This window comes from Alteromonas sp. 38 (assembly GCF_902506055.1).
GTDB classification, from domain to species: Bacteria; Pseudomonadota; Gammaproteobacteria; order Enterobacterales; family Alteromonadaceae; genus Alteromonas; species Alteromonas lipotrueae.
The window spans coordinates 3,307,722-3,331,632 of record NZ_LR733300.1 but is presented as its reverse complement, the minus strand read 5'-3'; the positions used below and the strand labels follow the sequence as shown (position 1 = coordinate 3,331,632).

General features: G+C 43.4%; 20 protein-coding genes and 1 pseudogene. 11 read left to right on the top strand and 10 right to left on the bottom strand.

Annotation, left to right across the window (positions count from 1 at the left end):
- Positions 1–40: 40 nt before the first annotated feature.
- The 3 genes and pseudogenes from FLAVO9R_RS14495 to FLAVO9R_RS14485 all read right to left on the bottom strand — a co-directional run bounded on the left by FLAVO9R_RS14495 (position 41) and on the right by FLAVO9R_RS14485 (position 3,518).
- Complete coding sequence (locus FLAVO9R_RS14495; RefSeq protein ID WP_159532417.1) at positions 41–613, bottom strand: acyl-CoA thioesterase; 573 nt, start codon at positions 611–613, stop codon at positions 41–43.
- Between the two features lie 136 nt (positions 614–749).
- Positions 750–1,253 (bottom strand): annotated as a pseudogene (locus tag FLAVO9R_RS14490) (cupin domain-containing protein); the annotation flags it as partial.
- Positions 1,254–1,544: 291 nt separating this feature from the next.
- Positions 1,545–3,518: a class I adenylate cyclase gene (locus FLAVO9R_RS14485; protein WP_159532413.1), complete on the bottom strand. Its 1,974-nt coding sequence runs from the start codon at positions 3,516–3,518 to the stop codon at positions 1,545–1,547.
- 221 nt (positions 3,519–3,739) lie between these two features.
- Here FLAVO9R_RS14485 and FLAVO9R_RS14480 point away from each other — a divergent pair, with 221 nt between their 5' ends.
- Positions 3,740–4,396: an NAD(P)H-dependent oxidoreductase gene (locus tag FLAVO9R_RS14480; RefSeq protein WP_159532411.1), complete on the top strand. Its 657-nt coding sequence runs from the start codon at positions 3,740–3,742 to the stop codon at positions 4,394–4,396.
- A gap of 5 nt (positions 4,397–4,401) precedes the next feature.
- Here the strand turns inward: FLAVO9R_RS14480 and FLAVO9R_RS14475 are convergent, their stop codons facing one another.
- Positions 4,402–6,660 carry a tetratricopeptide repeat-containing diguanylate cyclase gene (locus FLAVO9R_RS14475; protein WP_232370660.1) on the bottom strand — a complete coding sequence of 753 codons (2,259 nt, stop codon included), beginning with the start codon at positions 6,658–6,660 and terminating at the stop codon, positions 4,402–4,404.
- 278 nt (positions 6,661–6,938) lie between these two features.
- On the opposite strand from FLAVO9R_RS14475, the gene gloA reads away from it, so the two are divergent.
- Positions 6,939–7,487: a lactoylglutathione lyase gene (gene gloA / locus FLAVO9R_RS14470; RefSeq protein WP_159532407.1), complete on the top strand. Its 549-nt coding sequence runs from the start codon at positions 6,939–6,941 to the stop codon at positions 7,485–7,487.
- 32 nt (positions 7,488–7,519) lie between these two features.
- Here gloA and FLAVO9R_RS14465 read toward each other — a convergent pair whose 3' ends face one another.
- The 3 genes from FLAVO9R_RS14465 to FLAVO9R_RS14455 all read right to left on the bottom strand — a co-directional run bounded on the left by FLAVO9R_RS14465 (position 7,520) and on the right by FLAVO9R_RS14455 (position 9,464).
- Complete coding sequence (locus tag FLAVO9R_RS14465; RefSeq protein WP_159534647.1) at positions 7,520–8,107, bottom strand: hypothetical protein; 588 nt, start codon at positions 8,105–8,107, stop codon at positions 7,520–7,522.
- A 115-nt stretch (positions 8,108–8,222) separates the two neighbouring features.
- Positions 8,223–8,786, bottom strand: a complete 564-nt coding sequence (locus FLAVO9R_RS14460) for a DUF1439 domain-containing protein (RefSeq protein WP_159532405.1) — start codon at positions 8,784–8,786, stop codon at positions 8,223–8,225.
- 108 nt (positions 8,787–8,894) lie between these two features.
- Complete coding sequence (locus FLAVO9R_RS14455; RefSeq protein ID WP_159532403.1) at positions 8,895–9,464, bottom strand: DUF4136 domain-containing protein; 570 nt, start codon at positions 9,462–9,464, stop codon at positions 8,895–8,897.
- 202 nt (positions 9,465–9,666) lie between these two features.
- On the opposite strand from FLAVO9R_RS14455, the gene FLAVO9R_RS14450 reads away from it, so the two are divergent.
- The 3 genes from FLAVO9R_RS14450 to FLAVO9R_RS14440 all read left to right on the top strand — a co-directional run bounded on the left by FLAVO9R_RS14450 (position 9,667) and on the right by FLAVO9R_RS14440 (position 12,194).
- Positions 9,667–10,278 carry a DUF1456 family protein gene (locus FLAVO9R_RS14450; RefSeq protein ID WP_159532401.1) on the top strand — a complete coding sequence of 204 codons (612 nt, stop codon included), beginning with the start codon at positions 9,667–9,669 and terminating at the stop codon, positions 10,276–10,278.
- Between the two features lie 117 nt (positions 10,279–10,395).
- Positions 10,396–11,604, top strand: a complete 1,209-nt coding sequence (gene zapE / locus FLAVO9R_RS14445; protein WP_159532399.1) for a cell division protein ZapE — start codon at positions 10,396–10,398, stop codon at positions 11,602–11,604.
- 245 nt (positions 11,605–11,849) lie between these two features.
- Entirely contained in the window at positions 11,850–12,194 is a 345-nt protein-coding gene (locus FLAVO9R_RS14440) for a DUF3718 domain-containing protein (RefSeq protein WP_159532397.1), read from the top strand.
- Positions 12,195–12,398: 204 nt separating this feature from the next.
- Here FLAVO9R_RS14440 and FLAVO9R_RS14435 read toward each other — a convergent pair whose 3' ends face one another.
- Positions 12,399–13,046 (bottom strand): peroxiredoxin-like family protein, encoded by a 648-nt coding sequence (locus tag FLAVO9R_RS14435; RefSeq protein WP_159532395.1) that lies wholly within the window; start codon positions 13,044–13,046, stop codon positions 12,399–12,401.
- A 288-nt stretch (positions 13,047–13,334) separates the two neighbouring features.
- Here FLAVO9R_RS14435 and FLAVO9R_RS14430 point away from each other — a divergent pair, with 288 nt between their 5' ends.
- Positions 13,335–14,300: a dienelactone hydrolase family protein gene (locus FLAVO9R_RS14430; RefSeq protein WP_159532393.1), complete on the top strand. Its 966-nt coding sequence runs from the start codon at positions 13,335–13,337 to the stop codon at positions 14,298–14,300.
- Positions 14,301–14,416: 116 nt separating this feature from the next.
- On the opposite strand, the gene FLAVO9R_RS14425 is transcribed toward FLAVO9R_RS14430, so the two are convergent.
- Entirely contained in the window at positions 14,417–15,028 is a 612-nt protein-coding gene (locus FLAVO9R_RS14425; protein WP_159532391.1) for a hypothetical protein, read from the bottom strand.
- 463 nt (positions 15,029–15,491) lie between these two features.
- Here FLAVO9R_RS14425 and FLAVO9R_RS14420 point away from each other — a divergent pair, with 463 nt between their 5' ends.
- From FLAVO9R_RS14420 to FLAVO9R_RS14410, 3 genes are all read left to right on the top strand, one after another.
- Positions 15,492–17,843 carry a TonB-dependent receptor gene (locus FLAVO9R_RS14420; RefSeq protein ID WP_159532389.1) on the top strand — a complete coding sequence of 784 codons (2,352 nt, stop codon included), beginning with the start codon at positions 15,492–15,494 and terminating at the stop codon, positions 17,841–17,843.
- Between the two features lies 1 nt (position 17,844).
- Entirely contained in the window at positions 17,845–19,116 is a 1,272-nt protein-coding gene (locus FLAVO9R_RS14415; protein WP_159532387.1) for a dipeptidase, read from the top strand.
- 80 nt (positions 19,117–19,196) lie between these two features.
- A complete protein-coding gene (locus FLAVO9R_RS14410; protein ID WP_232370659.1) occupies positions 19,197–19,748 on the top strand; it encodes a DsrE family protein in 552 nt (183 codons plus the stop codon).
- Here the strand turns inward: FLAVO9R_RS14410 and FLAVO9R_RS14405 are convergent.
- The gene (locus tag FLAVO9R_RS14405; RefSeq protein WP_159532385.1) at positions 19,745–21,433 is read right to left on the bottom strand and encodes an isovaleryl-CoA dehydrogenase; all 1,689 of its coding nucleotides are present in this window, start codon (positions 21,431–21,433) and stop codon (positions 19,745–19,747) included. The two genes, FLAVO9R_RS14410 and FLAVO9R_RS14405, sit on opposite strands and share 4 nt — an antisense overlap.
- Before the next feature lie 256 nt (positions 21,434–21,689).
- Here FLAVO9R_RS14405 and FLAVO9R_RS14400 point away from each other — a divergent pair, with 256 nt between their 5' ends.
- Both FLAVO9R_RS14400 and FLAVO9R_RS14395 read left to right on the top strand, forming a co-directional pair.
- Positions 21,690–22,496 (top strand): PaaX family transcriptional regulator, encoded by an 807-nt coding sequence (locus tag FLAVO9R_RS14400; protein ID WP_159532383.1) that lies wholly within the window; start codon positions 21,690–21,692, stop codon positions 22,494–22,496.
- 133 nt (positions 22,497–22,629) lie between these two features.
- Positions 22,630–23,742 (top strand): hypothetical protein, encoded by a 1,113-nt coding sequence (locus tag FLAVO9R_RS14395; protein ID WP_159532381.1) that lies wholly within the window; start codon positions 22,630–22,632, stop codon positions 23,740–23,742.
- The last annotated feature ends 169 nt before the right edge of the window (positions 23,743–23,911 follow it).

The following is a 23,911-nucleotide window of genomic DNA, read 5'->3' as shown; positions in this document are numbered from 1 at the left end:
GCCCTTGGTTGTTGAATAACACCAAGGGCTTTTTTGCATTCTACTCTTGGGTATAAGAGGCATCTTTATCGAAAGTAATGGTGCAGCGTTGGTTATCAAGCAATACAAAATCTGCTTTTGGGATAAAGTCATCGTGCTCTTTTTGTATTCTTGCCTGAGCTTCACGTTTCACTTTGTTACGCTTAATCGTCGTGACAAAATGGCGCATTTCGTGAGGGTTACTGAGTTCAAGCTCGGGCACTTTTACTGGCACACCGTTGTCGTCTTTAGCCACCATCGTGAAAAAGCTGTTATTGGTATGCTTCACTTTATTGGTCTTGATGTTCTCAGACGTGACTTTAATACCCACCACCAATGAAGTGTTTCCGACATAATGCACAGTAGCGTCTAGCGATAATAGCTCGCCCACTTCCACAGGCTGTAAAAACTCAACGCCATCAACCGTAACCGTTACGCAATAGGCGCCGGCATGTTTACTGGCACAGGCGTAGGCAACTTTATCCATTAAAGACAAGATAATACCGCCATGGACTTTTCCGCCAAAGTTGGCAAAAGAAGGAACCATTAGTTCAGTTAAGCGTGTTCTTGAAAATGCGACAGTACGTGGGCTCATAGTTAACCTTTATATTGTTATAGTCGATGTAGTTGTAGGGTAGATAGCTTTTTTAAGGTACAAGTGCCAAAGGATACAAGTGTTTTTAACATAAGTGCGCTTAGTTTTTATCTTTGAGCAATGCGAGCGACTTCTTTTATCGCGTTAATGATGTAATGATTCCACTGTGCTGAGGGAATTGGTGAACTAGCTCGGCTCGTTCGCCCAACTTCATATCAATATATTCGAAACCTGGGGCTACCGCTTCTCCTATTAGGCCGTAGCCATACGGGCCTGTAGTCAGTATTTTTGATGCCTTCCATGTACCGCCTTTTACCACCATTTGCATCTTATGACCTTGCGTAGGGTCGGGCCCTAATATATGAGTTTCAAGGCTGCCATCTTGGTTAATTAGATAATACGTGATGGGGTCGCCCATATGGAAGTAATGCATGATGTCAGAACGGTTCATATGAAAATGCCCGATAGGGGATTTGGCACTTAGCAGGTAATAAATAGAGGTCATATTTACTCTATCGCCATTTTCTGTACTTATTAGCGGCCTGTGATCTGCTTTGAACGTTTGGCGAAAAAAGCCCCCTTCAACGTGACCGGTTAAATCAAGTGACTCAATGAGTTGTTCGGCGGTGAGCTTTTTATCGAGTGACTTTGCAGATTGAGTAGCGGTAGTAACGTTAGTACAGGCACTTAGCAGGGTACACAGTAAGGTTACTAACATAGCAAAGGAAAGAAGGGAGCCTTTAATTTTTAGCATAATAGCGCCAATATTTAATACGTAGATTTACTTTCTAGCATACCTAGATAAACAAAAGATTATTAGTTTTTTTGCGCCCCAGAGAATTAACCACATGTTATGGCGAGTGTGGGCACAGTGTCGGCCTTGCGAAAAAGAAAAGCACGGAATAGTTAGGCTAGAAAAGAGAAGCTGTGTTTAGTGAATAAGTGAAAAATTCACACCTGTTGATTCTAAAAATTCACCTTGAATGCGAGATTGTTGATTTCCACGGGGCACCATGACGTAGCAGGGCGGAGCAGGATCAGTTTCTTGAAGCTCAAACCACAGTGTATCCAGCACATCTCTCCCGTGGAGCAAAAAGGTTTCGCCCCAAGATGTGGTATACAACACCGAGATTTCTTCAACGCTCGCTTTTTGCCTGAGCGTGTTGAAATTCACAATAGCTAGGCAAGTTGTTACGCGGGCGGCGGTGAGCAGATAATCCCTTTGTAGAGAAGAGACTTTAATCGGCGGAAAGTAGCGGCAGATATGTTTCAATAAGTCATTCAAATCCAGCTCGCTCACTTCACCGGTATTGTAATCAAGATAGATGGTGGTTTTTGCGTCGATAATACGATTTGCAACGCACCATACAATTGATTCAACTGCTGAGTATGTTTGCGTTATTTTCTGACTTTGCGCTATTTTTCCCGATTTACTGAGTGAGTCTGTGGCATAGACAGTCCATACATCTTGCCCCGATTTATTTTGCTTTAATGAAACGGTTACCGTTTCACAGTAGAGGTTTTCATCAAATGCGCGGCGTAGAAACTCGATTTTATTAGGCTTTTTGCCATAAAATGTACTGAGACGACGACCTAGCACGGTCATGTCTTTTTTACTCATGGTTTGTTGTTCAGCCCCAAGCTGACTTGAAATACGTCGATAGCATTTCAAAAGAAATCGATGAATTCGTCGGCTTAATTGAACCCGCTCGTGAAATGTCCATTCGTGCTGATTATCCAAATGATAAAGGTCTTGTTTTGTCCATCCCCACTTTTTAGCATAGGCCGCTATAATCTTGCGTTTAAACGTAGAGGTTTCGCCACGTTGCGGTGGTTGGCTGAGCTTGCAATTGCATTTGAGGTATAGACACTGCTGAAGCAACAACATGTCTTCAGGCTGCCCCTCTTTTTCATAATGCTCAATAAGTTGGTCGAACATCAGTGCATAAGGGTCTATTACCGCGACGTGTCCAGGTGCTTCGGCACCACGGTGAACATGCTTTTTAAGCAAGCTACACAAGGGCTGGCCGTGCTCAATATGAGCAAGATAAACTTCTAACTTTGCTATTTTGAGTACCGACTTAAATGGCGAGTCCATGGCTTTGCTTAACTGCCATATTGCGGCACCAAACAATTCGCTGGCGTCGAGTCTTTCGAGGTTTCCAAGATCCATAAACCAGCTTAAATCTGGAGAGCCACCGTCTTCTAGGTGGTTTTTTAATGCTGCATATTGCTGATCATTAGTTTTTTCAGGGGTTAACCACCAAAAAGGTGCCTTTCCAGCCACTACAATATTAGTGGTGTAAAACTCAGCTTTAAGAAACAGGGCTTGAGCAGAGCCAGCGCTTTCCCCATCGGCAATGCCAAAGTCGTTGCGTCGCACATTGTCAATTTCAGATAGGAAAAAGTGCACTTCTATACCGAATTTGCTGTCCGCCCAACTTTCAATGGCAGTTAATTTTTCTTGTAGTTTATTAAGCGATGCTTCTGAGAGTTGTTTGCCATCGACACACACCCAATAGTCGAAATCAGACGAGTCTGTTTGTGCAATGGTACCAATGCTTCCCATAAGGACTAAGGCTTCAATTGCCCGCTGACGGGGCCACAGAGGCTTGATATCAGAGAGTAAATCACGCTTATCAGGGAAGCACTGCAAGAGTGCATTTTCAACAACGTCTCGGAATGAGTAGTTATGGATACCAAAGGGAATATCTTCACCTTCAATATAACCTGGAAGCTCAGGATGATTTACGTGCAGTAAAAACGGCAGAACATGGAACAACGGCTTGTGCTCAGCAGGCATAAGCATAAGTGCACGTTCTACCCTAGCCTTGTTGTACCTAAGTACACGTAACAGGCGTATTGTTAGATTCTTTTTAATTGATAGAGACTGTTGCTCTGTCATTACTGCTCTTTTGTATCGATAGTTATTTCAAAAATAGCGCGATTTTCCATTGTCTGCCTCCTATTTCTATTATGGCAGTGAAAAGTAGACGTTTAGCCTGCGCTTCCATTATCAAAAATTTGTTTAAACTCATTCAACCATTACTGGGCTTATCGTCTTTAGTATAACTCGTTAAACTTCGCAGCATCTAAAGTATTCGCATTAAATATTAGGAATTAGTTATGTCTAATCAAATTATCAGTGATTTAAACCAGCGTTATACCGTTAAAAAGTACGACAGTAGCAAACGTATTTCTTCAGAGGACTTAACCACTATATTGGAAGCATTAAGGTTATCAGCTTCTTCTATAAATTCTCAGCCTTGGAAGTTTGTCGTGGTTGAAAGTGACAGCGCAAAACAGCGTCTACACGACACTTTTGCGAATAAGCACCAGTTCAACCAATTGCATGCAAAAGAAGCATCGCACACGATCTTATTCGCTTACGATCCTAAGTTTACCAAAGAAAAGTTTGTTAAGCGTGTTGATGCTGAAGTGGCGTCTGGTCACTTGCCAGAAGCAATGCGTGACTCATTTATGGGGGCTTACGCTTTTGCAGAAGCTAATACTGACGAGAACGGCTACAACGGCGCATGGACAAAAGCACAGGTTTATCTAGCATTTGGAAACTTGCTTCACACATTAGCCCGTCTTGGTATTGCCTCAACGCCGATGGAAGGCGTGGACGCTGACTTGATTGGTGAATTGTTTAGCGAAGAATTAGACGGACACATTTGTGAAGTGGCGCTAGCACTTGGCTATGCAGACGAAGAACAAGATTGGAACCACGGTTTACCGAAGGCACGTTTGCCAATGGAAGATGTGATCACCGTTGTATAAATACGTTAGTCTTGCACTCTAGCAAGAGCGTCGCTCCATAAGGTTACCTGATTACGACCCAACGATTTCGACTTAAATAACGCGAGATCGGCTTGATCGATAAGTTCAGAAGGCGTTGTCGCATTAAAGCGAATAGAGGTTACGCCCAAGCTACAGGTAATCGCGATATCATCAAAGCGACAAACTTGAATGGTTTCTCGCATGTTTTCAGCTATACGCATGGCTTGGTGAGAGGAGGTATCTGGCAATACAATGCAGAACTCCTCCCCACCAAACCTCGCTACTACATCGTTTTGACGGACGCAGCTCTGCAAGGTATTGGCAACGCCACGAAGCACTGAATCACCCACGGTGTGCCCGTAACTATCATTGATAGATTTGAAATAGTCGATGTCTATCATAATCACACAATAGTCTTCAGACTGTGGGTTTCTTGCAAAATCCCGCTTCATCAAATCAAACAAAACACGGCGATTAAAACAGTTTGTTAATGGGTCTCGTGTGGCTAAATAGCCAAGTTCTTGGTTGCGCTGTTTCGACACAATAAAGCGACGATAAATAAGCAGTATCAGTATTAAGCAGACAGCTAATAACAGTGCCAAAGCGACACTGGCATATCTGTTTTTAGTTAGTTCCAATTCTGAAATGGTGGTGGCTTGCTGGGCTATCTCAATTTCATTGTTCTTTCTGGCCAGTTCGAGTTTGTCGAGTTTGTTTTTTTCTCGCAGAGTTTCTAATTCTATTTCCAGTCTTAAGGAGTGTAGCTTGGCTTTCTCAAGCGCGAGTTCGTTATTGTTAATGTCTTCTTGAATAACTTTGCTTAAGGCGATTTCTTGTTCAGCATATTGTAAGGATACCGCTAAATTACCTTTAGTTTTCTCTGCTAGTCTTAAGTAACGATAACTTTCTAACGTATAGGCTTTGTGGCCATTTTCACGTGCTAATGTCAGGGCGCTTTTAAGCAGCCTTACGGCCTCCTCCATGTTAGTATCAATAAGCATAGCTGCTAATGGAATGAGAGTTTTAATTTGATAAACATCACTTTCGATTTCTGTGGCTAAAGCCAGTGATTCTCTATAGTAATTGAGCGCGCTGGAAACGTTATTTTCGTCTCGTTTGATGTTCGCCAATATTCGCTGAGTTTTTGATTGTTTTGCCTTGTCATTACTGTCTCGGTAGATATCATCCGCTTTTTTCGCTAACAATGTTGCCGAAGCATAGTTACCCTTGTTCCAATCGATAATCGCGCTTTCTCTTAGCGCGGTAGCAAGGGTTTTAGGCTCAACCTTTTCCTCCGGCAAACTAATTGACAGCATGTAAAACGAACGAGCTTGGTCGAATTGTTGCAGCCTAAAATATATATGACCTATCTGATTCGACGTTTTAGCTATGCCCGTTGCATTATTGACCTTCTTATAATACTTATGAGCTTGATGCACATGTTTTAAGGACTGTTCATAGCGGCCTATGTGGCGGTAAATAATCCCTGCTCCCATCAACGCTTTAGCGCGGCCTTCAGCATCATCTATTTGGCCGTGAAGGGCTAAACTTTGTAATGCGTAGTCTAGCGCAAGTACTAAATTACCGAGATATCGTTGTGCTTCAGCCAGTGTATTAAAGGTACGCGCCATAGACTTTATTTCATTTAAGTCGGTATATATAGCTAGTGCTTTTTCATAATACTCAGCGGTTTCTTCTCGGTTCTCTAATCGCTTGTAGGCCTCAGCAATTCTGACGAGGGTTCTTGCCTTTCGGTTTTTAATGTCGCTTTCGGGGGCGGTGAGATATTCAATGGCCATCAAATATTGTACGACCGCGATAGAGTGCTGGGACAGTGCGAAATGATAATCACCCTTGGCGATTAACGTTGAGGCAATAGGAAAGTCTTCACCGTATTGAAAAGCCAGTGGAACCAGTATCGAAATCGCTTCATCGGCTTGGTTAAGTTGCTTATCTTTCACCAATGCATTGATATAACCCGCATACGACAAGATGTAATTTTCCGTGTCGCTGAGTCTTTCGAATATAGCCGACGCGGTTAAAAAGTGGTGTCGTGAACTTTTGTTTTGACGGGCTTGCCTTGTTAATTTTCCAAGTAGAAAATGCGCCTGTGCAGTCGTGCTAATATCATCTATTTCTTTCGATATTTTCAAGGCTTGATTAGCCCGTTCAATACTGCGCTTTAGTGAGGAATCTTGTGCTAATTGTGCCTGTGAAAGTAGCGTCTCAGCGCGCTGAATTGAAGCTTCATCCCGGGAAGGCAAGGGGCTAACCTGCTGCGAATGGGCAGAAGTAAAAACATTCAGTAACAGGATAAAAGCAAAAAAACGCATTTACTATGAGTTCGGGTTACGACAATAGAGTAAATAAAGTATAAATGCTCACGCTTTGTACTAACAGAGTGAATGTGGTGCTATCAAAGGTCAAATAGTCTAAGTCGTTGTACAATAAAGCATCTATTACTGCTTTCATTGTTGCTTATTGCTTTGATTGCCCCCATTTGAAACACTGACGAAGTCACTTAATTAAGGATACTATTTCAATGAGCCGACATTTTGATAACGCCGAAGGATTGTGTGAAGACAAGGATAAAGCGACAGAAGGTTTTGTTTTCAACCAGACCATGTTACGTATTGCCGACCCCGCACGTTCACTTGATTTTTACACGCGAGTGATGGGCATGACATTGTTAAAACGTCTTGATTTTGAAGAAATGAAATTTAGTCTTTATTTCTTAGCGGCGGGTGATGATTTTTCTGATATTAGCAAAGACGACAGTGAGCGCACCGCCCAAACCTTTGGTCGTCCTGCGATGTTAGAACTCACTCACAATTGGGGTGATACCGCAGACACGGCTCATTATCATAATGGGAATAGTGAGCCAAAAGGCTTTGGTCATATTGGCTTTCACGTACCGAATTTGGAAGCTGCATGCGACAGATTTGAAGCGCTAGATGTCCCTTTCCAAAAACGACCTAATGACGGTTCGATGAAAGGCATTGCATTTATTAAAGATCCAGATGATTACTGGATTGAAATATTCGATGCTAAGCAAACGGCCAAGGTATGCGCCCCGCACTTAATCAAGTAATGCAAGGCGACCCTTTCTCATGGTTATCAATACTATTTAGCGTAGCCCCATGGTGCTGCAGGTACGGGTATAGGTTGGGTTAAATCAAAATCAACCCGGAATTCTCTGCCTTCTCTAATCAATCGGTAGGTAAAGGTTTCCGGGTAAATAAACATTTGCCAAATATTGGAGCTTGATTGGGGGATGCCACTTTTAGCAAACAAAGCTTTAGAGTAGGCGTCAGCGGGGAAAGATTGAACCTGTGGCCAGCCAGCATCAAGCGTATGACCGCCGTACATGGTTGACTCCGAATAGCTACCATCTTCATGGCGATGATCATGTTTGAGCGACAAACCGGAGCCAGTTTTTGTAATGATCCACGTTCGAGATGCATCTTCTCCCACGTGAAAGGGAATATGTAACACGTCGTCTTTACAGCGCCTGACATGCATAACCAAAGGTTTATCAGCCATGCTGCTGGTGGGCTGATTATCAACTGTTATTTTACCTGCAAACGCTTTCCCGCATAGCGCGCGTATACTCTCAAAAAAGCTATCGTGGCTGGCAATAGACACTAAAGGGGCGGGCTGAATGATAGGGTCTGCTGCCATCTCTTCTGTGCTAAAAGCCGTCGCGGGCATTAGTATTGGCGTCATTATTAGCGCTACGGTGCCCAGCGCGACTATTCGGGGTGCTATTTGAAGCAGTTTTAAGCTAATTTTCATGCGTTACCTTAATTATTATTTTTATTATGGCCTAGTTATTCCAGTTTCTTGGTACTAATTGAACGGCACCTTCAACCACGTTCATGTCGAGCGGTACTTTACTCAATAGTGCCACTTTAGGGTTCTTCATATCTAATTTATAAACAGGGTTAACGGCCAGAAAAGCGTTGAGTAAGTTCATCACTTCGTTGTTTAATGGCTTTAGGTTTCCCTTATAGCCTCCTGCTTCTACGCTTGAGTCGAGTAAGTTAAGGTTGCGGAGAAACACCGCTTTTTGCTCACTATCATAGTAGGGGCTACCTTCAATCTTAAAGGTTAAACGTACAGGGTATTTAAACGCGAAAGCATTAATTTCTGCACCTGTGTCTAAGCCAAGGGATATAACATCGCGGCTATCAGGGCCGATGTCTACACTAACGTCGTTCACATTAAGCTTCACGGGTAAGCCCATTAAGTTTACGTTTTCAGTTAAATTCGGTAGTTGTTTATTAAGCAATGACTGGACTTCAGCATTTGAAAAAGAGAAAACCGCTATGCCATTAGTGCTTGCACATCCGGTGAGGAAAAGTGTGATAGCAAAGAGTATAACTTTCATAAAAAACCTTCTGTATAGAGTTTATAGCCTACGATGAAAACAAGAGAGTGTTCTATAACAAGCAAGCTAACCATTCTCATTATGTCATGTGCCTAACATAAGTGACTTTTATTTTGCTGGAAAGGCTTCAAGTAAACTGGTCACTAACTCGCCAAGTTTATTTTGGATAGTGACTGAATCGGTAGATTCTACTTCTACACTTCCCACCGCACTGTAAATAAACGTATCGCCTCTTACCACATCGATTTGCAGGTTTTGATATTGCGTTACGCGCTCACCAATGGGCACGCTGAATATACTGCCAAGAGAGATGCCACCAGAACGGCCAAATACACCCGTACCTAACCCAAGGTTTAACCGAGTGTCATTTTCTTCACTGGCGGTTGAAGGAAGGAAACCTACCAGCACATCTGCACCTTCTTCTGGTGAGGGCTTGAGCCCCTTTGCGATAAGTGCTCTGCTAATCGCCGATGTAAGTTGGCTCTCTATTTCAGGGTTTAAGCTATTCAGTGGTGGTCGAACAAAAAACGTATTAATTTCGGCAAAATTTTGGCTTTCATCAATGTTAATTTGCGGGCCTTTGCTGGCACAGCCAGCTAAGAAGCTTAACGCCAAAAAGGCAAAAAGCACGTAAAAAGGCTTTCTTGCTGTATGTTTACTTTTATTTGTTAGTGTCATAGGTACGCCGAATAAAGGACTGCTGTAATGGTTTAAAGATGAAAACAACCAATTAGGATCGATTTAGTACTGCAAATAACGCAAATTGAACATTAAGCCCCATCAATTCACGCAAACCCGTGGTTTTAATTCGCGGTCTATTAGCCATTGCGATAAACTACGCCATAATAAATGAGCCACTTCTAGATTAAGACTAAAAAACATGATCCACAATGATGTTCTACGACGCCTACGTTTTGCTTTGGCAATTAACGATACCGCCGCTATTGGTATTTTCAAGTTAGTAGACTACGACATGGATGTAGATTACCTTCATTCAATTATGAAAAAAGAAGGGGAAGAAGGGTATTTACCTTGCAGAGACAAAATCATCTCTTTGTTCTTAGACGGCTTAATCGTTAAAAGACGTGGCAAGCAAGAAGGTGTTGAGCCTGTTATTTTAAAAGCCGGTGAGCGTTTGAGTAACAACGAAGTGCTTCGAAAAATCCGTATTGCTATGAGCTACAAAGACGAAGACATGATTAACGCGCTTCAAATGGCTGATTTCAGATTAAGCAAAAACGAACTGTCTGCTTTTTTCAGAAAACCCGATCACAGAAACTATAAAGTGGCTGGCGACCAAGTTGTGCGTAACTTATTACAGGGCATGGTGAAGAAGTATCGCCCTGATGCGAAAAAAACAGCACATACCAAAGAGCAAGTTCGCCAGAAAGTAAAAGCGGATATGCAGGCCCAAAAAGTCAAAGGGCAAGTGAAAGAGCAAGCCAGAAATAAGGCGACTAAGCCAAGTTCTGTGTGGGGCAAAACCTCATAATCGTGAGCTGATAACTATCGGGCGTTACGCTTTGCACTGTATCTAAAGTGCAAAATTTTGAAGATTCAAACATACGCGTAGCGCTATCTTCTTTGGCAATAAACCGTATAAATCTGCATGCTACCATCCTCCCCGCTTACCAAATATCAAGCATTAGTCGATTCGGGAAAAATTCACAAAGACCCATCCCAACAACACGCCATTGCATTGCTTCAGCAGCTGTATCGTTCATTTCAGAGTGCTAACGGTGACGCTTTTTATAAAAGCCCGCATCCACACAGTAAAGGCATTTATTTGTGGGGCAAAGTAGGGCGGGGCAAAACCTTTCTGATGGACTTGTTAGACGCGAGCTTACCTAGCACGTTTTGCAAACGACAGCACTTTCATCATTTTATGCTGGACGTTCATAAACGGCTAACTGAACTGTCCGGAAAGGCAGAGCCGCTGCGCCATATTGCGAGGCAACTAAGTAAGCAGTACAAAGTGCTGTGTTTTGATGAGTTCTTTGTGTCTGATATTGGCGATGCAATGTTGTTAGGCAATTTACTGCAATACATGTTTGCACTGAATATGGTAGTGGTGTGTACCAGCAACTGTGCGCCGAACGAGCTTTATCGAAATGGATTGCAGCGGGAACGCTTTTTACCGGCAATCGCTGCAATTGAAACGCATTTAAATGTGCTGCACCTGAATGGCGAACAAGACCATAGAAAGCGTGCACTTAATTACATTCAACGTTATTTCGAACTACCCGAGTCGTTACAAGATCAAGCAACATTGCATCAAACCCTTCTTAGTCAGTTTGGCTTAACACTTAATAGTGCGACTTCAAGCATAACAGTGCTGGGACGAACTATTGAAATCGTCGCCCAACGTGAATTTGATGCACGTAATTCAGAGATGAGTCATAAGGCTGCCTGTTTCAATTTTTCGGCATTGTGTGAAGGGCCGCGAAGCCACTTTGATTATGTAGAATTGGCCAAGCTGTACAAAACAATATTATTGTTCAATGTACCGCCCATGAGCGGGCAAGCGTACGAGCGCATTAAGGCACGGGGCACAGAGGATAATGGGTCGAATATTAACATTGCCTCTGCTGAGACCGGAGAGCGTGAGGTGGTTTTAGCACCCATGGATGATGCATTACGCCGGTTTATTGCATTGGTAGATGAATGTTACGACAGTAAAACTAACTTGGTAATGACCTCTTACGTGCCTCAAAATGAGATTTATACTAGTGGCGCGCTTATGTTCGAATTTGAGCGGGCTAGAAGCCGATTGATAGAGATGGCATCAGAAGAGTATTTACAATTAGTGTCGGGCTGATGATGTACACAAATTAGCTAAATTACTGTTTTAGTTGGTTAGGAAGGGAGCAATTATTGACACACGATCATGCAATTTTACAAAGGACTAAAATTTAGTGAAAATGACGATTCAATAGTGTTAATGAGAATGGTTAAAATCTGACATTTACGTGATTTTGATTTAAGTTTTTGATTTAAATGAATTAAAAATGTTGGCATTTAGGTTGCAAAATTAACTTTGACTTAACCTAAAGGATGACAACAATGAACACTTTCACTAAAACACTGGCTACAATTACGCTTTCTTTATCTACTATCGGTATGGCGAGCGCGGCAGATTCATTATTTGCAGCAGACGATTCGGTTACTTCTAAATTATGTGTTGTTGCAGCACAAGGCAGCAAAATTCAACTGCACAAATCGATTAAAGACTCTGGTTTGAGCAAGCGCTATATTGCTGAAAACGTAACCTGTAATGATCAAAACATCTTAGCCTTTGTGCAAGATTATGCAGAAGACCCAGATAAAATGAATAACGTACTAACTAACGGTAAATTTAATACCAACGTTGAAATTATCGATTTGGCTGTAGCGAATACAAAAAAGTAATAATTTGGTAAAATGAAGCCTGAGTATGTAGTTTTACATTTACATTGTTGTTGCTCAGCACATAATTTAAAAAAGGTGGCCATGGCCACCTTTTTGCTGTTTTAACATACCTACCAAGGCCTACTATCTGACTTTCTAGGCGGCAGGTAAAAAAGCTCGCAAGAATGCTTGTAAAAGTACTTATAAGCGCTTTCGCAAATAAGCTTATAAATTTTTGAGCGCATCAACAATATCTTGAGGCTCTGAACGGGTTCGATAATCGACATCCACATAACGCCAGGTTACGTGGCCTTTTTGATTGAGCACAAAGGTTGCTGGAATGGGGAGAATATTGCCATTACCCTTGTTGATGGTTTCTAGGTCGAGTTGCCTATCGTTTTTCATGTGCTCAATTAGAAACTCGGGCACTTCCCATGCTACCCCGAATTGCGCTGCAACTTTAGCACTTTGATCTGACAATACGATAAAATCCATCTTGCTAATTTCATCTTCGCTGAGCGAATCATCGGGCACCTGCGGGCTTATAGCGACAAGCGTTGCGCCGAGTTGTTTAATATCGGCTAATCGAGACTGAAGGGCTCTAAGCTGTAAATTACAATAGGGGCACCAACTCCCGCGATAAAAAGTTACGACAACAGGCCCTTGGTTTAATAGAAAAGTGAGTGAAACCGTATTCGATTTTGCATCTGGCAGCGTGAACTCAGGTGCTTTATCACCAATTGCCAATGCATCACTGCCTTGCTGAAACGATTTAGCTTTTGCTATTTCTGCGTCTACCCCTTTCATGAAGTCTGGGTTGCCTTTACGGCCAGCTTCAACCTTAGCCTGGGTTAGTTCTTTTAGCGTTGCCATATAAGCCTCGTGGTGAGATACATGTTGTGTATCTGGTGAATTGATTAGGGAATGACGGTAACGCCTTCGAGTTCTTTATAAAACTGCTTTGCACTACTTTTACGATAATCCCTTCTATAGAGGGGGGACAACACAAAAATTTGCTCATTGTACTTATTAGTTCGTGGCGGGATTAGTTTAGACAAAGATCAGCCTGAAAAGAGATTAGTCATCAGAGATTACCTGGACAAGCACACCATAATAGTTATTAACTAAACCAGACTTGTCATTTTTTATTTAAGGGTTGTTATGAGCCATCAGCGGGAAAATAGCCATCAGTGGGATAAGAGCCATCAGCGGGAAAACAGCCCTCAGCTGGAAAGCACAGCCATTCCACAAGAAGCTTTCGACTGGTACGACGCTTATGCCCACGGCGGCATGGACAGACGTACATTCATGACCAAGCTCACAGGGTTGGTCGCCCTCGGTTATTCCATGTCTTTCTTAACCTCGGCATTACTGCCTAATTATGCGCTGGCTGAACAAATATCCTTTAATGATCCTGATATAACCGCGACCTACGAAACTTTCGCTTCACCCAAAGGGCACGGAGAAGGTAAAGGGTATTTAGTCGTACCGAATGCATTAACACAAAACGAAACCACACAAAAGAAAGCGCCGGTGGTATTGGTAATACACGAAAGCCGAGGGCTAAACCCTTACGTTAAAGATGTGGCCAGAAGACTTGCGAAGGCAGGGTTTATTGCGTTTGCTCCCGATGCCTTGTTTCCAATAGGAGGCTACCCTGGCAACGATGATGAAGGCCGCGCTATGCAGCGAACCCTCGACCGCTTGAAAATAGAACATGATTTTGTGGCCGCCGCTGAATTTATTAAAGCGCATGAATTATCTAGTGGAAAACTGGGCGCTGTAGGTTTTTGCTTTGGTGGTTATATGGTGAATTACCTAGCGGCCATTGATAGCGACCTTATCGATGCAGGTGTGCCTTTTTACGGTACCCCAGCAGCCAAAGAATTACGCAAAAATATAAAGGCACCATTACTTATTCAACTTGGTGAATTAGATGCGCGAGTAAATGCCACTTGGCCAGAATACGAAGAAGATTTGAAAGCGTATGATGTCTCTTACGAAATGCACATGTACAAGAATGCGAATCATGGTTTTCATAATGACTCTACGGGGCGGTTTGACAAAGACAATGCTGAGCTTGCATGGTCTAGAACCATTGCATTTTTTAACGCTAAGTTGGCGTGAGTTACGTACTTCAAAGGGGTTGTCAACGTCTAATGCTTAAGCTAATAACTCATTAAGAATGCAAGGTCTTCAACATAAAGCGCTTTTAGCAAGGTTTTTGGGAGTGGGGGTCTTGCTTATACAATTTGCCTTTTTCCCCTCCATATTGTGCTTTTATGATACGGCACATCGTGTTCGATGGCTTTTTGTCTAATGAAGTTTTCTACCATTGTCCGACTACACTGGAATTTTTGTATATCAATATAGATACGTTTTTCTCTGTTATTTGAATCAAAAGATACGCTGGTATGATATCTGGTTCGGGAGTACTCGATGGACGTAATATCCACCCATACTAATCTGACATCTTGCCCTTTTAAGCAATAAAGCACGCCATCTTCATTTAATATGAAGTGATCCTGAGCGTGAATTTTCCACTTTTTCTTGTAATACCAATATAAAAAAGGGGAAGCGGGTAGCAATAAAGCGCCAACTATATGCCTAAAATCATCTTCGCTTTCTTTAAATAGCATCCAGGCGCATACCGCACCAATTACCGAACTAAATAAAAATAGTATGAGGCTAATATCTTTGTAGTCTCCACGAATAGATGCGCTAGTGCTGTTCTGAGTTAGTGTAGCTAATCTAGCTTTAATGCTATCGACTCGCTCGGGGTATGCGTGACGGTCAATAGTTTCTAATGCTTCTAGTAACTCAGTGTGGGAGTAAAGGGCGTAATTCGGTTCCATGAATTTTAATTTAGTTGGTTACTGCCATTGTTTAAGCAATATAAAAATTGCAAAGGCAATTAGCAAGCTAAGCGCAGTTTTTACACTTATAATGTCTTTCAAAAATAGCGTGTTTACCACTACAGAATTTATGTCTTAGTTATTGAAAATTAAAGAGTGTTTTAATTTTTTAAGGCAAGTAATTCACTGTTGTGGTGCACCTTTCATTACCAGCGGCGATCTCTTGGTGCATTGCCAAAGCGTAAAGGTGGTTAATGTGAATGGTTATCTTCCAAAACGATTGAGAATGAACTCATCAGATGAGTTGCTTAGGCTAGGTGACTGCTCGCCTGATTTAAATAACGCCTGTATCTATACTTAAGTCTAACGTGATTGGTATGTTTATTGTGATGTGTTGATTGAGCTCCCACTTGGTTTTCCTCCGAGTTGGTAAGTAGTTGCAGTCATAGCAGGAAACACACTCATGATAAAAACAAATAAACCGTTCCGTCCCACATTGTTAAGTGTCTCTATTGCGGCATTGTTTGCCGTCAGCCCTGCGTATGCACAAGAAAGTGAAATCGCCAGTGCTGAAGCTGAAGAAGAAAAGATTCAAGTTGTAGGTCGTCGTATCTCTACTACCGAGGTGGCAATTGGTACTGGTGAAGTGACCAATACCCTAGCCGTCACACGGGAAGCGTTATTGTCGGCCCCAGGCGGTATATCTGGGCTCAAAATGTTAGAGAGTTTACCTGGTTTTAATGTGCAAACGGACGGTGCATTAGGGTTATATGAGTTTGGAAACTCTGTGAATGTGCGTGCATTCAACTTAAGCCAAATGGGGTTTGTATTAAACGGCGTGCCCATGGGGCGTTCAGATGCCTTCGGCGGTAGCCCTATTTTTAGATATGTCGATAACGAGAACTTAGCGTCTGTAGTGGCATCTCCAGGTGCAGGCGATGTTTCCGCACCAAGTTATTCTACCCTAGGGCCTATAGCCTCTTACTATTCGGTAGACCCGTCTGACGAAGCCGGTGGCATGATGTCATACACCATTGGCGATGATGATTTAAATCGCTCTTTCGTTAAATTGGAGACCGGAGATATTAATGGTTTCAAGGCTTATGTGAGCCGTTCGAAAACCGATAGCGATTTATGGCGCGGGCCAGGTACTATCGACAGAGAGCACATTGAGGGTAAAGCAATTTATGCCTTTAGTGACGAGACTACATTTACCGTTAGCTATGTGGCGAATGACTTTTTTGACTACGACTCACCCTCCGGTACCGAAGCGACTTTTGATGATAACTATTATTACAGCTACCTAGACGCCATTCCTGAAGGATGTATTGCCCCATTAACGGGTGTTTACGATTTCAACCAAGATGGTGTTGCGGATGAAAGCGATTTTACCCCTGTGTTTACCGGTAGTAATTGTACAAGTTACTACGAAGACCGCGTAAACGTTCGTGACGATAAGCTTTATTCTGCTCAGCTTGAAACCTACTTGTTAGATAACTTGTTATTTACCGGTACTTATTATTTTGAAGATAAAGATGGTTATGGTGTTTCTCCCGATTCTTATAGTAACACCTTAAGTATTTATGAAGATCAGGCTGCAGCAGGGCTAGATGTAGTGCATCCACGTGGCGTGCAATATGGCTTATCGTCTGTAGGGGGTGATAGAAAAGGCTTTGTTGCTGATTTTAGCTTAACACTCGATGCCCATGATATTCAATTTGGTGGCTGGCAAGAAAAAGACACTTACCATCGTACGCAACAGCGTTTAAATAAAACGGGCGGTAGTGCTGATGGTGACGTGATTTGGGATGAGGTGGCATATTATCGTCGAGATTACACCTCGGTACGTGAAACTACGCAGTTGTACGTGAAAGATACCATTAGCTTAATGGACGATAACTTAAAACTTGAATTGGGTATAAAGTCATTAAGTGTGGATTATTCACTAGACGGGTATCGTGATTACGATGATTACGATGATTACGAAATTGATGGTGAAGCAGGTTACGGCCCTCAGTCTGTGGGCGGCAAATTTAGCAACCATTTCTTACCTTCAATAGGTGCGGTATATACCCTAAATGACACCGACCAAGTTTTTGCGTCTTACTCGAAAAACTACGCGCTACCTAATGGTACAGATGACATTTATGACAATGCGGTTAGCTTTGAACCCGATACTCCCGAAGGTGAAGAAGCCGATAATATTGAATTAGGCTACCGTACCAACAAAGAAAACTTTAACGCGGCATTAGCGCTATTCTATACCCGCTTTGATAATCGTTTGTTTGCCAGTAACGTATTAAACCCCGCCACCGGGCAGCCAGAGAGCTTCTATATTAATGGCGGTGCTTCAGAAGTCTACGGCTTTGAATTATCGGGTGTTTATCAGCCTGACGTATTCAAAAAACAGTTATACATGAATGCCAATATCTCGTACAAAAATGCCAGCTTAGTAGATGGCTTTGGTAGTAATCCTGAAGGCAGCGCCTTGGCTGATAGCCCAGACTGGGTGATGACAGGTGGCATTACCTACGAGCCAACAGAATGGCTAGTAGCGAATGTATCGGCAAAATATACCAGCAGTCGTTATACCGATTACGCCGAAACCTATGAAATGGATAGCTACACCACGGTAAGTGCCTATGTGGATTTAGGCGGTGTGAACCCCTTCGGTATGCCTGAAAATGTGAGCTTACGGTTAAACGTAGATAACCTTTTCGATAAAGAAGTGTTGTCGTTTGCGTTTGTAGGATCGGCTTTCTATCGCCCTTTAAGCCCTCGTAACGTGCAAGCATCATTAACGGTAGCTTTCTAACATGACAACTAAAACAAATAAAAAACTGAATCAGTTAAACAAAACAATGATTGGGGTAGTGGTAGCCTTAGGTCTTGGAACCACGATGGCGAGTTCTGTAACACAGGCAGCTGATACCGTATCTCTAGAAGAGGCTGAAGCTATTCAGCGTAAACTAGTGACCTTGGACACCCACCTAGATACGCCCGCGCATTTGGTTAGGCCCGGGTTTGATATTATGGAACGGCATACCTATGGCCACGACTTTTCGCAAGTTGATGTACCGCGTATGCAAGAAGGAGCGTTAGACGGTGGCTTTTGGGTGCTCTACACCCCGCAAGGGCCGCTAACGACAGAAGGTTATCAACAAAGCCGTGATACCGCTTTACTACGGGCGCTTGCTGTTCGCACCATGGTTACCGAGCATCCCGAAACCTTTGCATTAGCACTAGAGCCCGATGACGCTAGTGAGATCAAAAAAGCCGGCAAATATATTGTCTATATGAGTATGGAAAATTCCTATCCCCTCGGGACGGATATGAGCCTACTTGAAACATTTTTTAAGTTTGGGCTACGCATGGCGGGGCCGGTACATTTCAAAAACAATCAGCTTGGTGATAGCTCTACCGATCCCGAAGGGGTAAAGTGGGGGGGGCTTTCGCCGTTAGGTGAAACCTTTGTGAGTGAAGCAAATAGATTGGGGATTGTGCTGGACGGCTCACATGCTCATGATGAAACGGTGAAAGACATGATTAAATTGTCCAAAACACCGATTATTTTGTCGCATACTGGCGTGAAAGCAATTTACGATCATCCGCGAAACATTGACGACGACTTGCTCAAACAGCTTGCCGAGTCGGGCGGTGTCATTCAAATGAATGCTTACAGCGACTACCTTACTGCATTGCCCGAAAACCCTGAGCGCAAAGAAGCTTACAAGGGGTTGATGGCAATGGTTAAACAAGGTGCTGACCATGAAAGTTTATTAGAGAAGCGTAGGGAAATAGAGCATGAGCATCCCGCGGTTAAAGCGTCGTTTGATGTGTACATGAAACACTTCTTACATGCGTTAGAAATTGTGGGGCCCAAGCATGTAGGTATTGGCGCTGACTGGGATGGCGGCGGCGGTGTAGACGACATGATGGATGTGGTTAATTTGCCCATGATTACACAACGTTTGTTAGAAGAGGGCTATACCGAAGAAGACTTAGCAGATATTTGGAGTGGTAATGCGCTGCGGTTACTTAAACAAGCCCAAGACTATGCTGCCAGTTTGAAATCAGCGAGTAAATAGTTACACTGAATTGAAAACGCGCCCTATTCATTTGGTGAGTAGGGCGTTTTTTTATCTTAAAATAACAACGTGGAGCATGCATGAAATCGTTACCCCTTTTAGCGTCAACAGTCGCCGTTGTATCAGCTTTATCCACTCCTTTGTTTGCCCATGCGGGCAGTGATGATTTTGCAGCAGGCCCCGTATTTGATAACTATGGCAAGCATGCGCCTGTGCCAGGCGTGAGTGTGTCGCCTCAGCAACAATTTAAAGTCGCCTTCGACGTGGCTAAAGGAGCAGATGCGGGCAAGGTAAACCGCAAATTTGATTCACTTGCTCGTTTTATTAATATGCATGTCGCCAACGGCGCTAAGCTTGAAAATGTTCAACTAGCGTTAGTGGTGCACGGATCAGCTACCCTAGATGTTATTAATAACGCGGCCTATCAAAAGCGAAAAGGTGAAGATAACGGTAATTTAAGTTTATTGCGTGAACTTATGGATAAAGGCGTGCGAGTAATTGTGTGCGGCCAATCTTCGGCAGCTAATGATGTGCAAAGTGAGATGTTAATAGAGGGCGTTGAAATGGACTTATCTGCAATGACAGCCCATGCCCGCTTGAGTGAACAGGGTTTCAGTACCAACCCGTTTTAATCTTTAGCACAGCTGAGCACTCCTTTTTTAATAATATCTAGAAAAGGCGTGTTAGCAGGTAGCGTTCCATAAGCTAAACCTTGCTGATTGCCTAACCTTGCTTCACAAAAAGTGTTCGCCATTACGCTATCGGTACCATTTATTAACAAGGCGGCTTGCATGGCAAGGGCGGTTTGCTCTGTAATTAATCGGCTGCGAATTTCTAGGTTGGTAACATCCTCGAATGAATCTAAAAGACGTTGAAAGTGCGTGTCGTAGAAAGCATTTTTCCCTTTTGCACTATGCAATAAATTAAAAAGCGCCGCTTTAGATTCTGGCTCTTTGTGCAAGGCGCGAAGCACATCTAAGCATTGTACATTACCACTACCTTCCCAAATTGAATTAAGCGGGGCTTGGCGATATAACCTAGGCAAAATATTTTCTTCCACATAACCAACTCCCCCCAAGCATTCCTGGGCTTCGTTAATAAATGCAGGCGTGCGCTTACATATCCAGTATTTACCAATCGCCGTAGCGATACGTGCCAGTGCGGCTTCTTTCGGATTGGTTTTACTTGCATCAACGGCGCGGGCCACCCGCATGGTAAGTGCCAGTGATGCGGCACATTCAAGCGTAAGGTCGGCGATGACATTTTGCATTAACGGCTGGTCAATAAGTGTTGCACCAAAAGCTTCTCGGTGACTAACATGATGATAGGCTTGCACTAACGCTTGCCTCATAGAGGCCGAAGAGCCAATCATACAATCGAGGCGAGTAAGCGACACCATGTCTATGATTACGCGCACACCACGACCTTCATCACCTATTAAGTAAGCAGTAGCTCCCTGAAACTCAACTTCTGATGAGGCATTGCTCCAGTCCCCCAGTTTGTCTTTCAAACGTTGTATACGTACTTCGTTTAAGGTGCCATTAGGCATAACTCTAGGTAATAAAAAGCACCCTAGGCCGGCGTCAGTTTGCGCTAGTATTAGGTGCCCATCACACATAGGGGCAGAAAAGAAGAACTTGTGCCCCACAATGCGGTAGCTGCCATCTTGTTGCTTTGTGGCAGTGGTCGTGTTGCGACGAACATCGGAGCCCCCTTGTTTTTCGGTCATCCCCATACCGATAGACAGTCCATTCTTGTGCTCTGCTGGTAAGGTGCGCTCATCGTAGTGGCCATGCACGACCTTATTTACCCAATAATCTGGTAAGCCTTTAGCCTGCCGTAGAGCAGGAATAGCAGCATGGGTCATAGTTAGGGGGCAGGTTGTGCCGGCATCGGCCTGGGAGTGCATGAAAATTAACGCTGCTCTTACGACATGCGCGCCTTGCTGACCTTCATGCTGCCACGAATAATTGTGTACGTTACCCTGCATGGCCGCGTTCATAAGCGCGTGGTAGCTTGGATGAAACGCCACATCATCAATTCTGCGACCATAACGGTCGAAAGGATGAAACTCGGGTCTACTTTTATTGGCAAGTTCGCCGTGCTCCATTAGTCGAAAACCTGCGACTTGCCCAAAGGCACTTAGCTGAGTTTCTATTTCATCGTATGGTTGATGGTTTAGGTTAGTGTTTGGCGACGTTACATTAGCCATTACAGCGTGCTTAAGCAGGGTGTCATTCTGCCACAAGTTATACGCGGGCAAAGGGGGTGGTTGATTCTCAACAACATGGGTATTGAACAACGTAGGTGCAGACATAGTAAACTCGCCTTGAAATTTTATTAAACATTACTCTTTTCATCTTTTTGTGTCAAACGGTGTAATTTTGATCGGGTAGTTATATTGAAGAATTTGTTTGAGCGGCTTTATTTAATACGTGTTATTTAAGTGCGTATGTTCAGGTACATATGGCCAAGTAAGAGGGCGGAAAAAGGATATACTTTGTAAATGCAGGGCATTTAGGTAAAGTGCTCACTTGATGTCGTTTTAATTACTAATAGATTGGTAAAGCAATATGTTACCCGAAAAACCTACCGATAAACCCGTAGCCCGCCACTTGCTGATGAAGCTACTTGGTTCACGCCCCGGTATAAAAATGGATGCAGCCAGCGCCGTGCGGGTAGGAGCCTTGTTTGGTATTTCGGAAAATAACATTCGAGTTACCCTTACTCGTCTGCAATCGGCAAAGTTGCTTAAGCTGGTGGAGCGTGGCTATTACCAATTAGGCAAAGAAGGCGAGCAATTTGCTGGGGAGATCAGTAACTGGCATACCGCAGAGTCTAGATTATGTGAATGGCGTGGAGACTGGCTTACCGTGCTGACTACCGCATTAGCAAAAAGTGATCGCAAGGCTACACGGGCACAAGACAGGGCACTTAAACTAATGGGTTTAAAAAAGCTCTCAGCGGACTTTTATGTTAGGCCGAATAATCTTAACGACACGGTAGGTACGACACGAGAGCGTTTGTACCGATTGGGGTTAGATAAAAGCGCTGTGGTGTTTAACGCATCAGACTTCGCAGAGGCGACAGAAAAAAAGGCTGCAGGGTTATGGCAAACCAAAAGCCTTGAAGCTAGCTATGAAGAAGGGTTAATTGAACTCGCGAGGTCGCGTAAGCGTATAGAAGGCCTGACACTAGATGATGCAGCAAAGGAATATTATCTCGTTGGCGATAATGCCCTAAAACGATTGGTCTTCGACCCACTGCTGCCAGCGCCTTTGGTAAATGTTGACCTTCGTAAAGCATTCCGCGCAAAAGTCGAAGAGTACGATAAAGCTGGCGCTGAAGTCTGGTATGCATTTTTAAATATAAATAAGTGAGGAAAGAGGTATGAGCACGGAGGTGCTTGCCTGAAGCTATCTTTGTGGCACACTGTCATTGGAAATACCGAAAAACGGTTGCATAGATACGCACAGATTTTCCAACTTAAATACGTGACATGGAATAAGTAGTATGACGTCAAACCGCCCCCTGTTTAAACATATTCGGAACCACACCGCGCTTTTCAGTGAATTGTCGCGTTATCGTAACATCGCGGTGCAGGGCTTAGGCCTTTCTCAGTTCGAATTTCACAAGACCCCCAAGTTTGTCGCAGAAGATGGAAGCCGGCTTACCATTGAGCCGGAGCGAAGTATTGTATTACCTAATGTAGAGCAACTTAAGGGCGTAAAGAGTAAACTTGAAAAAGCCATACCTACACTCACGATGGTTGAACATAGCGAGATTGGTTATCGCTATCCTACCGCAGCCTTAGCAGGGTTAGACGCCCCATTTATCAAGCGAATGCGCTCTGAGTATTTTCATAAAGTTGATGAAGATCGCAGTATTTGCCGGCCTGTAAACTTATCGTACGGTATTAAAAGCCGTGGGAAAGCAGATAATCGCCAAGAGTATGAAGTGTGGATGCCTGATGAGGCACCAGAACAAAATCCTTTACCACTATTAATTGATCTCTATGGTGAAGACTTGCCCAACGATGTGCGTCACTTTGTAGAACAACCTTCGAAAGTGCACGGCTGGATGGGGGTAAAGCGGGCGGCATTTGAAGCCTTGTATCAAAATAAAGCACTATGTGGCGATCTTGTGATTTGTGTTGCCATGAGCGTAGACGCATACAATATTGGTGCGCGCCCTGACTTGTCGTTTTCGCCAGAAGCAGAGAGCAGTATAGCGGCCAGTAACGCCGAACTAGAGTGGGAAATAGAGGGCTACTATGCGCCACGTGACTGGGAGTTCGATCACGACATGGTGTGGTCGGCAATTAACCACACACTCGCCGCTATTAATGCACCTTTAACTGATTTATACGGTAGTATCATTTTGCCTGTTGTAGAAAGCAAAACAGAACGTATTTTGTCTACGCTTAAAAGCTTAGGCGTTCAACAGGACGAGATTGATGATATGAACCTACAACCTTGGGAGTTTATGCTTAATGAAAGTTCCCATAGGGTTAAATCTCACGATCCATCCAGGCCCGTCAATCTTTTAGGAAGGCTAAACCGTTTGTTCTACCAGCAAGACCGAAAACTTCCTTCTCTAAATTGGATGCACGATTTAATTACGTAGTAGTGAAAGTATAAAAGCCGTTTCGGCTATTTACTTAATCATTGATGCCTACCGCACAGTCGGTGGGCAATGTTGTCGCAAAACCCCCATTACTTTTCTGACGCAAATTTGTAAATACATACCCACCCTCGCACCACATAGATTAGCTCGTTTGATCGCTTAAGCACTT